The sequence below is a fragment of the Herbaspirillum sp. C9C3 genome (genome assembly GCF_013359625.1).
GTDB lineage: Bacteria > Pseudomonadota > Gammaproteobacteria > Burkholderiales > Burkholderiaceae_D > Herbaspirillum.
The window spans coordinates 192,644-206,180 of the sequence record NZ_JABFMQ010000001.1; the positions used below are offsets into that span (position 1 = coordinate 192,644).

At 62.3% G+C, this 13,537-nt stretch carries 14 protein-coding genes; 1 reads left to right on the forward strand and 13 read right to left on the reverse strand.

Annotated elements, in window-relative coordinates:
- Positions 1-84: 84 nt before the first annotated feature.
- The 6 genes from HNO82_RS00940 to fliF all read right to left on the reverse strand — a co-directional run bounded on the left by HNO82_RS00940 (position 85) and on the right by fliF (position 6,987).
- Positions 85-1,431, reverse strand: a complete 1,347-nt coding sequence (locus tag HNO82_RS00940) for a flagellar hook-length control protein FliK (RefSeq protein WP_175342445.1) — start codon at positions 1,429-1,431, stop codon at positions 85-87.
- A 99-nt stretch (positions 1,432-1,530) separates the two neighbouring features.
- Positions 1,531-1,971 carry a flagellar export protein FliJ gene (fliJ, locus tag HNO82_RS00945; protein ID WP_034350233.1) on the reverse strand — a complete coding sequence of 147 codons (441 nt, stop codon included), beginning with the start codon at positions 1,969-1,971 and terminating at the stop codon, positions 1,531-1,533.
- Between the two features lie 37 nt (positions 1,972-2,008).
- Complete coding sequence (fliI, locus tag HNO82_RS00950) at positions 2,009-3,415, reverse strand: flagellar protein export ATPase FliI (protein WP_175342446.1); 1,407 nt, start codon at positions 3,413-3,415, stop codon at positions 2,009-2,011.
- Between the two features lie 38 nt (positions 3,416-3,453).
- A complete protein-coding gene (gene fliH / locus HNO82_RS00955; protein ID WP_008328191.1) occupies positions 3,454-4,155 on the reverse strand; it encodes a flagellar assembly protein FliH in 702 nt (233 codons plus the stop codon).
- A 62-nt stretch (positions 4,156-4,217) separates the two neighbouring features.
- Positions 4,218-5,213: a flagellar motor switch protein FliG gene (gene fliG, locus HNO82_RS00960; protein ID WP_006462657.1), complete on the reverse strand. Its 996-nt coding sequence runs from the start codon at positions 5,211-5,213 to the stop codon at positions 4,218-4,220.
- On the reverse strand, positions 5,206-6,987 hold the full coding sequence (gene fliF / locus HNO82_RS00965; RefSeq protein WP_008328195.1) for a flagellar basal-body MS-ring/collar protein FliF: 1,782 nt from the start codon (positions 6,985-6,987) through the stop codon (positions 5,206-5,208). The genes fliG and fliF overlap by 8 nt, the downstream gene beginning before the upstream one ends.
- 248 nt (positions 6,988-7,235) lie before the next feature.
- Between fliF and fliE the strand changes: the two genes are divergently transcribed.
- Positions 7,236-7,592 (forward strand): flagellar hook-basal body complex protein FliE, encoded by a 357-nt coding sequence (gene fliE / locus HNO82_RS00970; RefSeq protein WP_008328197.1) that lies wholly within the window; start codon positions 7,236-7,238, stop codon positions 7,590-7,592.
- 119 nt (positions 7,593-7,711) lie between these two features.
- Here fliE and HNO82_RS00975 read toward each other — a convergent pair whose 3' ends face one another.
- The 7 genes from HNO82_RS00975 to HNO82_RS01005 all read right to left on the reverse strand — a co-directional run bounded on the left by HNO82_RS00975 (position 7,712) and on the right by HNO82_RS01005 (position 13,491).
- Positions 7,712-8,467, reverse strand: a complete 756-nt coding sequence (locus HNO82_RS00975; protein ID WP_008328199.1) for a flagellar brake protein — start codon at positions 8,465-8,467, stop codon at positions 7,712-7,714.
- Between the two features lie 23 nt (positions 8,468-8,490).
- The gene (locus HNO82_RS00980) at positions 8,491-8,835 is read right to left on the reverse strand and encodes an EscU/YscU/HrcU family type III secretion system export apparatus switch protein (RefSeq protein ID WP_034350237.1); all 345 of its coding nucleotides are present in this window, start codon (positions 8,833-8,835) and stop codon (positions 8,491-8,493) included.
- Positions 8,822-10,009 carry a flagellar hook-length control protein FliK gene (gene fliK / locus HNO82_RS00985; protein ID WP_175342447.1) on the reverse strand — a complete coding sequence of 396 codons (1,188 nt, stop codon included), beginning with the start codon at positions 10,007-10,009 and terminating at the stop codon, positions 8,822-8,824. Before fliK ends, HNO82_RS00980 begins: the two co-directional genes overlap by 14 nt.
- A 2-nt stretch (positions 10,010-10,011) precedes the next feature.
- Positions 10,012-10,341 (reverse strand): flagellar protein FliT, encoded by a 330-nt coding sequence (locus HNO82_RS00990; RefSeq protein WP_175342608.1) that lies wholly within the window; start codon positions 10,339-10,341, stop codon positions 10,012-10,014.
- A gap of 5 nt (positions 10,342-10,346) precedes the next feature.
- On the reverse strand, positions 10,347-10,805 hold the full coding sequence (fliS, locus tag HNO82_RS00995) for a flagellar export chaperone FliS (protein WP_175342448.1): 459 nt from the start codon (positions 10,803-10,805) through the stop codon (positions 10,347-10,349).
- A 28-nt stretch (positions 10,806-10,833) separates the two neighbouring features.
- Positions 10,834-12,903 carry a flagellar filament capping protein FliD gene (gene fliD, locus HNO82_RS01000; protein ID WP_175342449.1) on the reverse strand — a complete coding sequence of 690 codons (2,070 nt, stop codon included), beginning with the start codon at positions 12,901-12,903 and terminating at the stop codon, positions 10,834-10,836.
- Positions 12,904-13,131: 228 nt separating this feature from the next.
- Complete coding sequence (locus HNO82_RS01005; protein ID WP_008328211.1) at positions 13,132-13,491, reverse strand: flagellar protein FlaG; 360 nt, start codon at positions 13,489-13,491, stop codon at positions 13,132-13,134.
- Between the last annotated feature and the right edge of the window lie 46 nt (positions 13,492-13,537).

A 13,537-nucleotide genomic window follows, 5' to 3' on the forward strand; every position in this document is an offset into this window, starting at 1 on the left:
ATCTGCTTATCGGCAGCCAAATCGCATTGTTGAGTCCCGCACGGACGAAAATTGCATGTTTTTTAAGGTTTCCGGTCTCGGCGCTTACACGAAGGTATCGACCAGGCCCAGTCCACTGGAGGTTGCGGCTGCCGTGACGCTGCCGCTGAGGGCGACGTCGCCCTCCTGTTCCTTGCCGAAGCTGGAGGAGGACCCGCTGCGCGCCTGCTGCTGGCCATTGCCTGCCCCCTGATGCTGGTTGGGCATGCCGGTCTGGACATTGGCCTGGCCGAGCTGGATGCCGGCCTGGTCCATCATTTCGCGCAGCTTGGGCAGGGCCGCTTCCAGCGCCTGCTTCACTTCCGGCTGGGCGGTGATGAAGGTGGCATCGGCTTGTTGGTTGTGCACGTTCAGGACCACCTGCATCGGGCCCAGGTCCGGCGGGTTCAGGCTCAGCGAGGCACTCTGCATGCCGGCGGTGGCCATCCAGGTGATCTTGGTGCCCAGGGCCTGGTTCCAGCCGGCGCTGCCGACGTTGGACTGGATCTTGTCGCTGTAGGCCGGGGCGAACACGGCCTGCGTCTGGTTGGCCGCAGCGGTTTGCTGCATGACGGGCAAGGCCAGCGGCTGCGGGGCCGCCTGGGCCTGGTCCTGTCGGGCAGGCGCTGCCATCTCGGGCGCGGTCTTGTTCAGCTGGGCACGTGCGGCCAGGGCGCTGGCATCTTCCTTGGGCTCGGCCTTGGCGGCGGCGCTGAGGTCGATGGCTGGCTTGCCGTCCTTGCCGTGGCCGTTTTGCTGGGGCGGGTTGGCCTCGGCGTTGCTCTTGCCGGCCAGTTCGCCGGCGGCGGCACCCTGCTTGCCTCTGGCGGCAGCCAGGGCATCCTGCAGGGCGGTCGGATCGAGCTTGCCTTGCTTGTCTTCGGCCAGGGCTTGCTGCTGATCCGCCAGGGACAGCTTGCCACCGCCGCGCTTGGCCTGGGCCAGCAGGTCGGCCTCGCTGCTCTCGCCCTTGGCCTTGCCATCGCCGGGCTTGACGGCGTTCTGGGCGATGTTGGCCACCAGGGCCAGCAGTTCGGCCGAGGCCTGGGTGGTGGTGTCGCTGCCGTCTTCGTCCTTGTCCTTGTCGCTGACCTGGCTGCTCTCGTCACTGCCGTCGCTCTTGCCGGCGTGACTGGCGCTGTTGGCGGCGTTGGGGGATTGCTGGCTGGCAGCCGATTGACTGGCGGCCGCCTGTTTGGCCGCAGCCTGGGCATTGGCGGCCTGGTTGTCGGCGTTCTGCTGGGCCTGGCGCGCCTGGGCCTGGTTGTCCTGCACGCGCGTGCTGACCTGGCTGTTGAGCACCTGGTTGAAGGGGACATCGGCCGAGAAGCTGTCGGCAGGATTGCCCGAGCGCGCGCCTGTGGCGGCCTGGGAGCCGGTAATCACGTTCAACAACGGCAGGGAAGTGTTCATGATGGTGGGCCTGTCGGTAAGTGCTGTCTGCTGCTCTAGGATGCGGGTTGTGGTGCGTTGCGTACGGTTTCGGTATTGCGTGGCCGGGTGTTTCAGCGCTCAGCGCTTGTAGAAACTGATGCGGGCGGCATGCTCGTCCATGGACTTCTGGTCGCGCTTGTTTTCCTTGCGCTGCTCCTGGTCCCGGGCGCGGGTGGCCAGGGTGTCATAGGACATGCGCTTGCGCTCGCAGGCCTGCCATGCTGCACGGGCTTCGGCCACACGCTGCTGGCTGCTTTGTACCACGTTGACCTGGCCGTCGATGGCGTTGTCGATCTTTTCCAGGAACAACTGGAAATTGCGATAGGCCAGCGCAGTCAGGCCATTGGTCAGTGTTTCCTGGAAGCGCGCGGCGTAATCGTCGCGGTATTGCTGCAGGATGCCCAGCTTCTGCTGTGCTTCTTCACTCACGCGAATAGCCCGACCGAGGCGCTTGGTCGCTTCGTCGGTCTCTTTGGTCGCCAATTCAATCAGCGTATCAAGTGCGGAGGGAGTAGCCATGATCGCTCTGATTATATTTTTGAGGATGCGCGCTCAATCACCCGAATAGAGCGGTAAGTTGCCTCAAGCTCTCTGATACATCGGCTTGCTCATGGATGCCTTGCTGCAAAAAGGCTTCCATTCTTGGCAACAAGGCAATGGCTTCATCCAGGATCGGATCGCTGCCGGCGGCATAGGCGCCCACGTTGATGAGGTCGCGGTTGCGCTGGAAACGTGAATACAATTGCTTCAGATGGCGTGAACGGCGCTGATGGTCGGCGTCGGTAATGCTGTGCATGGCACGGCTGATGGATTGCTCGATGTCGATGGCCGGATAGTGGCCGGCTTCGGCCAACTGGCGGTTGAGCACGATGTGGCCGTCCAGGATGGCGCGGGCGGCATCGGCGATCGGGTCCTGCTGGTCGTCGCCTTCGGTCAGCACGGTGTAGAAGGCGGTGATGGAGCCGCCTCCCTCATCGCCATTGCCGGCGCGTTCCACCAGGGCCGGCAGCTTGGCGAAGACCGAGGGCGGGTAGCCCTTGGTGGCCGGCGGCTCGCCGATGGCCAGGGCAATTTCGCGCTGCGCCATGGCGTAACGGGTCAGCGAATCCATGATCAGCAGCACATCCTTGCCCTGGTCGCGGAAATACTCGGCAATGGAAGTGCAATACGCGGCGCCCTGCAGGCGCATGAGCGGCGGGGTGTCGGCCGGTGCAGCCACCACCACCGAGCGTGCCAGGCCCTCGGCACCAAGGATCTGTTCGATGAATTCCTTCACTTCGCGGCCGCGCTCACCGATCAGGCCGACCACGATCACATCGGCGCTGGTATAGCGCGCCATCATGCCCAGCAGCACGCTCTTGCCTACGCCGGAGCCGGCGAACAGGCCCATGCGCTGGCCCCGTCCCACGGTAAGCATGGTGTTGATGGCGCGAATGCCGGTGTCCAGGATGTCGCGGATCGGTGCGCGTCCCAGCGGGTTGGCGGCGCGCACGGCCAGCGGGGCCGAGCGTTCAGTGTGCAGGGGGCCGAGATTGTCCAGCGGACGGCCGGCGCCGTCGAGCACGCGGCCCAGCAGTTCGTCACCGACCGGCAGGCGGCGGCTGTGCTCGTCGGCGCGGCGCGGGGTGAAGCTGATGGGGCCGGTGCGCGGCGGTGGACGCACCGGTTCGACGGGATAGACGCGGGTGCCGGGAACGATGCCTTCGACATCGCTCTGCGGCATCAGGAACAAACGTTCATCTTGAAAACCGACGACTTCGGCTTCGATCATCGTGCCGTTGGGCAGTGGCACATTGCAGGGGCTGCCCACAGGAAGCTTCAGTCCGACCGCTTCCATCACCAGTCCGGCCACGCGCGTGATGCGCCCGGCCGTGCGGGTAGGCTCGGTCATGGCCACCAGGCTGCGACAGTTGTGCAGATAGGCTTGCCACAGGCTGCTATGGGATGGCATCGGGGAGTTCATGCGGGTCTCCCGTTCAGGTCGGTATCACGGCGGACACCTCATTCCAGCCAGTCGAGCTGCTTGGACAGCGACTCGCCCAGACGCTGCCAGCGCGTCTGGGTGGTGGCATCGATCTGGTTGGTGCGGGTTTCGACACGGCAGCCGCCGCGGTCGAGCAGGGCGTCTTCCTCGATCTTCCAGCCTTGCTGGGCCAGTTCTTCGCCCAGGTGCTTGCGCACCAGCGCAGCATCGTCCGGGTGCAGTGTCAGGCTGGCCGGCAGTTGCAGCACGGGCAGGGCGTGGATGGCGGCACTCACCGTCGGCAGGATCAGTTCGGGGCGCACGTTCAAGGCCGTCTTCAACATGGACTTGGCCAGGTCCAGTGCCAGGTCCAGCAGTTCGGGGGCCATCTTTTCGCTGCACTGGGAGACTTCGGTGCTGAAGTTGACGGCGATCTGGCGGAAGTGCTGGATGACTTCGTTGACTTCCTGCTGGCCTTGCTGCAATCCGGCCATATAGCCCTCCGAGCGGCCGGCCTGCAGGCCGTGCCCGCGGCCTTCGGCAAAGCCCTCCTGGCGTGCGGCCTCGCGGATGGCGTCGAGCTGCTCGGCCGTCAGTTGGGGGACTGGCGGCGGTTCTTCCAGAAACTCTTCCTCTTCCGGCAGCGGTTCCGGCTCCGGTTCGGGTTCTTCGTTGAAGGACGCCAGCTCCCAGCGCTGGTAGGGCGTCATCTCTTCCTTGGGTATGATCTTTGCACGCATGGCTTCTTTGACTCCTCAGGCCGGCATGCCGACAGCATCCTGCATGGACCGCTTCAAGTGCATCAGATGAACGCGTCCTCGCCCTTGGCACCCAGCACGATCTGGCCTTCGTCGGCCAGGCGGCGCACGATCTGCAGAATGGCCTTCTGTTGCGCATCCACTTCGGACAGGCGCACCGGTCCCTTGGACTCCAGGTCTTCCTTCATCATCTCGGCCGCACGCTGCGACATGTTGGCGAAGATCTTGTCGCGCAGGCCTTGCGAGGCACCCTTGAGGGCCACGATCAGCGACTCGGACTGGACTTCGCGCAGCAGCAGCTGGATGCCGCGGCCGTCGATATCGATGATGTTCTCGAAGACGAACATCTCGTCCATGATCTTCTGCGCCATGTCCTCGTCGTAGGAGCGCAGGTTGTTCATCACCGAGGTCTCGTTCTCGCCCGACATGAAGTTGAGGATCTCGGCCGCAGTGCGGATGCCGCCCATCTGTTGCTTCTTGAGGCTTTCGTTGCCGGTCAGCAGCTTGGTCAACACGTCATTGAGTTCGCGCAACGCGGCCGGTTGCACGCCGTCCAGAGTTGCAATACGAAGGATGACGTCGTTGCGCAAACGTTCCGTGAAATTGTTGATGATGCCGCAGGCATGGTCGCGCTCCAGGTGGACCAGGATGGTGGCGATGATCTGCGGGTGTTCGTTGCGGATGAGCTCGGCCACGGACTGCGCGTCCATCCACTTGAGGCTTTCGATGCCGGACGCATCGCGTCCGCCCAGGATGCGGTTGAGCAGGGAGGTGGCCTTGTCGTCGCCCAGGGCCTTGGTCAGCACGCTACGGATGTATTCGTCCGAATCCAGTCCCAGCGAGGAGGCCTGGCCGGTCTCGGCGACGAAGGCTTCCAGCACTTCGTTGATTTCTTCGAAGCTGACATTGCGCAGGGCCGACATGGCCGCGCCCAGCTTCTGGACCTCTTTCGGACCCAGATATTTCATGACTTCGGCGGCCTCATCCTCGCCCAGGGCGAGCATCAGGATGGCGCCTTTTTGAACGCCGTCGTTACTCATTGTTCACCCATGACTTGATGATGCTTGCCACCAGTTTCGGATCATTCTTGGCCCACTGCTTGGCGGTTTCCAGATTGGCCTTGTACTGGGCACGTTCGTCCACTGCCGGCTCGCCGGAGAGGTTGACGATGGCGTCCGGATCGTCCGGATCGAAGCCGGCGGCAACCGCTGCGGCAGCGGCGGCGGCTTCGGCCTCGGCCTTTTCCTTGGCCAGACGTTCGCGTTCTTCGCGGCCCGACAGCTTCCAGACGATGGGGCGCAGCACGCGGAAGTAGAGGAACAGCAGGACCGCGGCCACCAGCACGTACTTGCCGATTTCCTTGGCCAGTTCGATCATGCCCGGCTGCTTCCACAGCGGCACTTCCGGTTCCATGTCGGTGCTGAACTGGGTGTTGACCACGTTGAGCGAGTCGCCGCGATCCTTGTTGTAACCCATCGCCTCCTTGACCAGATCGGTGATCTGGTTGCGCTCGGCTTCGGTCAGCGGGCGCATGACGATCTTGCCGGTGTTGTCCAGGGTGCGCTTGTAGTTCACCACCACGGCCACCGTCAGGCGACGCACGCCACCCATGGGTTGCTGGGTGTAGCGCACCGTCTTGTCGACCTCGTAGTTGATGGTCTCATCTTTGCGCGAATTGCCGCTGGCCGCAGGAGTCGGTGCTGCGCCATTGGGCGTGGCCGCAGTATTCTGGTTGGCTGCACCATTGGCGGCCGCCGGATTGACGATCTGGGCGGTGGCCGGGGCAGGGGGCTGGTTGGTCAGCGCGCCGGGTACGCCCGACGTGCCGGAGGTGGCGCTGTTGGACTCGCTGCTCTGCTTGCTGCGAACGGCGGCGGTGTCACGGGTCTGATTGGGCTTGTAGGCTTCGGAAGCCTGCTCGGAGCGGGAGAAGTCCACATCGGCCGTGGCCTCGGCACGCACGTTGCCGTTGCCGACGATGGGTGCAATGATGGATTCGACGCGCTTGACGATATCCTGCTGCAGATCCTGGACATACTTCAGCTGGGTCGGATCGAGGGTGTTGGTCTGGCCTTGCTTGGTGGTGTCGGAGAGCAGATTGCCGTTCTGGTCGACGATGGTCACGGCCTTGGGCGAGAGCTCGGGGACGCTGCTGGCGACCAGGTGCACGACGGCACTGACCTGTTGCTGATCGAGGTAGCGGCCCGGATAGAGGCTCAGGATCACCGAGGCGGTCGGCTTTTGCTGGTCGCGCACGAACACCGAGGCTTTGGGCAGGGCCAGGTGCACACGGGCGGTCTGGACCGGCGCCAGGGATTCCACCGAGCGCGCCAGTTCGCCTTCCAGGGCGCGCTGGAAATTGACTTGTTCCAGGAACTGGGAAATGCCCAGCTTCTGGTTCTCCATCAGCTCGAAGCCGACATTGCCACCCTTGGGCAGGCCCTGGGCGGCCAGTTTCAGGCGCGCGTCATGCACCATGTTTTCGGGCACCAGGATGGCCGTGCCGCCTTCGGAATACTTGTAGGGCACGTTCATCTGCTGCAACGAGGCCACGATGGCGCCACCGTCGCGGTCATTGAAGTTGGCGAACAGGACGCGATACTCGACCTTCTGGCTCCACAGCCAGATGCCGGCCATCAGCGCCAGAGTCGCGGCGGCGGCAATGATGAGCAGAATACGCTTGCCCTGGGGCGAACGGGCGTAGCCCATCATGCCGCCCTGGGCGGACTGCCCCTGGGGCATGCCCTCGTTGTTGCCGAGTTCGCCCGAATTGTTGGTCTCGCCGGTCATCGTGCCGTCGGCTGCTACCGCCATGATTTCCCCTCTGGCGTTCCCTCGATTGCCAGCTTGATGAATACTTTGATCACTGCCTACCTTTGTGAGGTTTTTTGCTCAGTGTGGATTGTCCGTTGGTAGCGGGAATTTGATCGGCCGAACAGAATGGCAAATTCCCCGCTTATTGGTGCGATTTGTCAATGCAGCAGTGTTAAGGTGCTGCTGTAGATGGCGAAGGTGCGCGTGGTACTTTTGCCAGGCGGCAAAATGAACTCAAGAGGTGGGAAATGGCAATTGACAGCGTGATCGACACCAGCAAGATCGAAGCAATGGTAGCCCAGTTGAAGGCGGCAGCGGCCCGCGCCCAAGGGGGTGTGGACCCGGTTCAGAGCAGCGTGGCAGCCGAAAAACCGGCCCAGCGGGTGGATTTTGCCGACGTGCTCAAGGGCGCGATCGACCAGGTCAACGATTCTCAGCAGAAGGCGGCCAAGATGTCGCAGGCCTTCGCCATGGGGGATGACAACGTGAACCTGTCGGATGTGATGATCGCTTCGCAGAAAGCCAACATTTCCTTCCAGACCAGTATCCAGGTGCGCAACAAGCTGGTCTCGGCTTACCGTGACATCATGACCATGCAGGTGTGAAGTTTTCTGCTTGAGGTCGCCCCTGGCAAGGGGCGGTCGTGCATGACAAAACACCCCAGAACCGGTGATTCGGTTGCTGGGGTGTTTTGTCATTGGCGCGCCCGGCGGGGCGCACCGGCTTACATCATGCCTGAGGCCTTGGCGTTCTGTTCGCGTTCAAGCTTGGTGATGAAGCGCTGGATCGCGGCCAGTACCGTACGCGGGATGTCGATGAACTGCAGACCGAAGCGATTGACCACCTTGCCATTGGTCATCTTGAATTCCTTGCAGTCGCGCACCTGCAGCTTGACCGATACCAGGGTGTTGTCACCCAGCTCCAGCTGGCAATCTTCGTAGGTCACGCCCGGAGTGGTGGGGAGCAGCTTCTTTTCGTCGGTGATGCCCACGCCGCCGGCGCTGATATTGTTGAGCAGCGTAACGACCGTGATGAAGGAGCCATCCGGCTGGGTGATGCGGAAAGTGCAGCGCAGCGGCTTGGCGATCGGCGTGGGGATGCGGAAATACTCGCGGCGCTGCAGGCGCACCAGGCTTTCGGGGATATCGACCCGCAACGCCGGGCGGCTCTGGTATTCGACCTGGCGTGCGCCGTCGACGGCAAAGGTAATGCGGATGCTGTTGTAGAGCGCCTCGAAATTGATGCGCTTGCTCGACACGATGCTCTCGTTGAGCATGGCGCTGGGGGCGGCGTCGATGATGAGCGAGTCGTCATCGTCATCGACTTCCAGAATGGAAGTGATCACGGACTCGGATCCGCCCTTGATCAGCAGGCTCAGGAGCTGGTTCTTCTCCATCATGCTGGTCAGCAGGGCAATGATCTCCCTCCGTGAATGAACCCGGTATGGGCTGTCGTCGTCGATCTCGTCGTGGTTAGCCATCTGTGCGTCTTGTACGTCTGAATTCAGCGAGTGGGATCGCTTTCCCCTGAGGATTTGTTGGAATAATTTAACCCCGTATCATACATCACTGACCCGCTTAATTGCATATTTTCAATACGATATAGCCAGGCCAGCAATTCCGCCACGGTGCGGTACAGGGCAGGGGGGATCTGCTGGTCCAGTTCGACCTGCATCAGCAGTGAGACCAGCTCCTTGGATTCATGGACATAGACGCCCGCATCGCGCGCCCGCGCAATGATGGCTTCGGCCACCAGGCCGCGGCCCTTGGCCACCACCTGCGGGGCTGCCTGGCTGGCGTTGTAGGCCAGGGCCACGGCGTTTTGCAGGGGGATATTAGGTTTCTCCATCGGCTTGCTTGACAATCAGTGAGTCCAGGGAGGTGCCGGCAGCCGCCATGGCACCGGAAAACAGCGCGCTGTTGCCGCGCAGGGCAGCGGCGGCGGCTTCGTTGTCGGCTTTCAGCTGTACGTGGATCTGCTGACCAATCAACCGGATCGAGGCCGAGACGCTGCCCAGGTGGGCAAAGTTGAAGCGCACCACGCTATGCCAGGTGGGCGTGTTCTCGTCCTCGGCGCCGGCTTGTTCGCGGCTGTTCTGGCCCTGTTCCTGATTGATTTCCCATTCCATCTTCTGGCCGGGCCAGACTTCGCCGTGCCAGACCACGCGCTGCTGTTCCAGGGCGTTGAGCTGGAGGTTGATGATTTGTCCCAGCTGATTCTGGGAGGGATCGCTGTCGCTGAGCAGATTGATGTCGCCACCCTGTCGCGCAGCGACCTGGGCTTGCGGTTCCTTCATCAGGTCTGCGGCCGGACGCTGGCCGGCGGCCCAGGCGGCCACGTGCGACTCGTAGAAGACGCCGCTGTTGGCAATGGCATCCTTCAAGGCTGCGGCCATCTGTTCGGGGGCGACCCCGGCCTTGGGCAGCAAGGGGGTGGCCGCATTGATGTGATCGGCCACGTCGCCCTGTTGGGATGCGTGCAACAGCGTGTCGATCAGGCGGCCGGCATGGCTGAGCGTGGTGGTGGTACTGGCGGGAGCGCCCGATTGCCCCTGGCGTGGGCCCTTGGCCTGGGCATCGGCAGCGATATCCTCGTTCTGCGCGATCTGTCCCGCACCGCTTTCGTCGCGGGTAACGAACTGCAGCGACTTCAGGTCCTTCTGCATCGCGCGCCCGGCACTGCTCAAGGCTACGGAGGCGCTTTCCTCGTCAGGGTGGATGCTGCCTTCGTTGACCGAGAAAGTCGGGCGGGGATCCTTCGAGACCAGCGTCAGGGTCAGGGTATCGCCTACCTTGGCGCTGTTGGGCAGCACCATGCGCGCGGCCGTATTGGCGATGCGCACCAGGAAGGTGCCGTCGTTGAAATTGGAGAGGATGCGGCCCGACATCTGCTGGCCCACTGCAATCTGGGCCAGGCGACTGAAGGCTTCCTGGCGCGCATCGGCAACCGAAACGACGGCGGTCGCCGCTTCGACAGGATTGACGGGCTGGACGGCGCTGGCAATATCGGCCCGCGGCAACATGGTCAACTACCCATGCCGTAGGTATTGAGGAGCTTCTGTTCGGTCTGGTTGCTCTGGATCATTGCCGACAGTTTGCGCAATCCCGGTTCGGTGAGGTTGCGGATGTCGCGGTCGTCTTCGAGGATCTTCTTGATGATGTCGACCTTGCGATGGCGCAGCGGCTCGGGCAGGGCGACATGTTCCTCGCTGTCGCGCAGGCTGGCGATGTGCTTGCCGCACTGGGCTTCGAGTGCGGCCAGCAAGTCCCAGTCACCGGCACGGGCGGCCGACAGCATCTCGTTGGTCAGCTTCGAGATGGACTCGTAGAGCGCGATGACGTCGTCACCGTTCATGTCAGTCATGCCTTTGCAAAGCTGGAGAGAGGGACGTCTTGCACCATGGCCATCGGCGCAGCGGGCTGCGCTGCATTCGGACCGATCTGTTCCCACGCGGAACGGATATCCTCAAGCAGTCCGTGGATCTCGTCGAGGATGGCCGGGTTGTTGGTCGCGTTGGCCTCGAACAGGCGGCGGCTCATGTATTCATAGAGCGAATCGAGATTGAGCGCCAGTTCGCCGCCGACTTCCTTGTTCAGGCTGGCGCGCAGGCCGTTGTCGATGATCAGGATGGCCTTGGTGATGGATTCGCCCTTGTCCTTGATGTTGCCCTCGCCCATGGACTTCCTGCCCAGTGCGATGGCCACCAGTGCGCCGTCGAAGAGCATGGTGATGAGCTTGTGCGGACTGGCCGCAACCACCCCGGTTTCCACGCCGATATTTGCGTAGGCGTTGGCCCCGCGTTTCATGGTTCCGAACATGACGTTCTCCTATGTTCGCGGTGTCACTTCAACTGCTCTTGGCCAGGCTGGCCAATTGCTGGGTCAGGTAGCTCTGTGTGGACTGCATGCTGGCCAGCGTGACGTTGAGGCGGTTGAACTGATTGGTATAGTCGTCTTTGAGGTTCGACAGACGGGTCTGCACCGTGGTCTGGCGATCCTGGTTGATCTTCAGACTGGCTTGCAGTCCGTTGGTCTTGGAGGCAATGATGCCGGTATCGCTGAGCAGATTGGTCATCAACGTCTGCAATTTGGTGACGATACCATTTTTGGACGATGTGGTGTTGGTCGTATCCGGATCAGTGGCAGTGAACAGATTGGCAATGCCCGCGAAGTTGTTGGTGGTCGCCGTCGACAGCTTGGTGGCATCCAGTGCCAGGGTGCCGTCCTTCTGGAAGGCGATGCCGATGTCGGAGAGGGTGCTGATGCCGTTGCCGCCATCCACACTGGAGAACAGGGTGTTGCGCAGCTGGCTCATGATGGTCTGCACCGACGACTCGCTGGCCAGCGGTGCAGACGTATTGGCCTCGCCCAGGGTGGTCGAGGGTGTCTGCGAGGTCATGCTGGCCACGGCCTTGGCCAGGGTGTTGTAGGCCGATACGAAACTGTTGGCCGCCGTGGTGATGCCGGAGGTGTCGTTGCTGATGTTGAGCGTGAAGCTGTCGGACGAGGTGGTGACCTTGGACAGGTTCAGCGTCACGCCCGAAATGACGTTTTCGACCTTGTTGCTGGTGCTGGTCACGGTCACGCCGTCGATGGACAGCTTGGCATCCTGTGCCTTGAGCAATTGGCCCATGCCGCTCATGGTCAGCCCGGAATAATCACCGGTCCCGGTCAGTGAAACAGCCGCCGTCGCGCTGCTGCCGGTGGGTGTGAGCACCAGGTGGTCGTTGCTGCCATCGTTGCTGATGGAGGCGGTCACGCCCGCGCTGGCGCTGTTGATGGCGCTCATGACCTGGTTCAGGTCGATGTTGCCGCTGCCGTTGGCAGTGGGGTTGATGGCCACGGTGGTGTCGCCCACCTTCAGGTTCAGCGTGCCGGAACTGTAGGTCTGGCTGGTGCTGACGTTGGGTGAGATCACCGTGCCGCTGGGGTCCGAGCTGAACACCGAATAATTGCCGGTGCCGGTGATCTTGATGGTGTTGGCCGCACCGCTGTCCTTGGCCGTGATGACCAGGTGGTCGTTGGTACCGTCGCTGACAATGGTGGCGTTCACGCCGGCATCGCTGCTGTTGATGGCATCACGCACGCCGGTCAGGCTATTGGTGGCAGGCTGGATGATGGTAGTCGAGCCGGTGCCGGTCTTGATGGCCAGGATGCCACTGTCGAAGGTGGTGCCGGGGGCGATGCTGGCCGAACTCAGCTTTTGAGTTTGCGCCAGCTGCGACACGCTGACCGAATAAGTGCCCGAGGCCGCCTTGGTGGCGTCACGCGGCGCCTGGGTCTGGGTCATGGTGCTCGGTGTCGAGCTGGACGGGTCGTAAGCGAAGGCGGACAGGCTGTTGTTGGCGCTCACCTTGATGGTGTTGGCCGTGCCGCCGGTGTTGGACTCCAGCACCAGGTGATCGCCGCTGCCATCGGTGACGACGGAGGCGGTCACGCCAGCCTTGGCGGCATTGATCGCGTCGCGTACGCCGGCCAGGGTGGCGTTGGCCTTGAGAGTGATGAAGGTCGGTGAACCCGTGCCGATCTTGATCGCAATCGAATCCCCGGCATTGTAGGTGGTGCCGCTGCTCACGCCGGCCGACTGGATCTTCTGCGCCAGGATCTTGGTGGAGTCGTCGCCGTTGATATCGGCGGTGAACGGATCGGTGGTCAGAGTGGACCCGGTACCGGCGTTGTTGACTGTGCTTTTCTGCGAACTGAAGCTGGCCGACGTGAGCGACTTGATCGCCGACTGGTAGCTCGACAATGCACTCTTGAGGCTTCCATACGCGGAGATGAGCGTGTTGTAGCTGCTCGCCTGGGTGGTCAGCGGGGTCAGTTGCGATTGACTCTCGGCCGAAACCAGCTGGCTTACGAGAGTGGCTACATCAAGCGGGCCTGCCGATGTGGAAATGGTGCCGGTGGAAGTCGCCACGGTTCAACTCCTGATACTTTGCGTGAAGCACAGCGCTGTGCAGTTTCCAGCGCGGTCAAGAGGAGACGGGCTCTCGAGTACGGCGTCGGGGAAAGAGGGACGCTGTGCGGGATGACTATCTGAATCCGTTATGAACTAGAGTAGTCGAACCCGACATGCGCAATGAACGAGCATTGACGCATGCGGTTATTCGAGCCACTGCAGTTCGTACCAGACTCGAGCTGACACTCAAGCCTTGTCCTTGATCAACAGGCCTTGCATCTTGTCGATGGACTTTGCGATGGCAATCGCTTCTTCGCTGGGAATCTGGCGAATCACGGTGTCAGTGGCAGTATCAACGACCTTGATGATGGTCTTGCCGGTATCCTGGTCCTTGGAGAAATTCAAGGCGGCGGCATTGGCGGCGGCAAAATCGTTGAGTTTGCCGACGGCATCATTGACTTCGCTTTCGGTTGCGCGGCGGGCTTCCGGAGTGGCCGCCGGTGCGACCGTCGATACCACGGGATTGGGCTTGTCGGCAGCCTTCGGTGCTGCATATGCAGTACCGGAGTCGCCAGCAGCAGTGATGTTAAGTGGGGCAATCGACATGGTACTACTCCCTTCCTTAAAGGAACGTGCGGAGAATAAGGTCTAT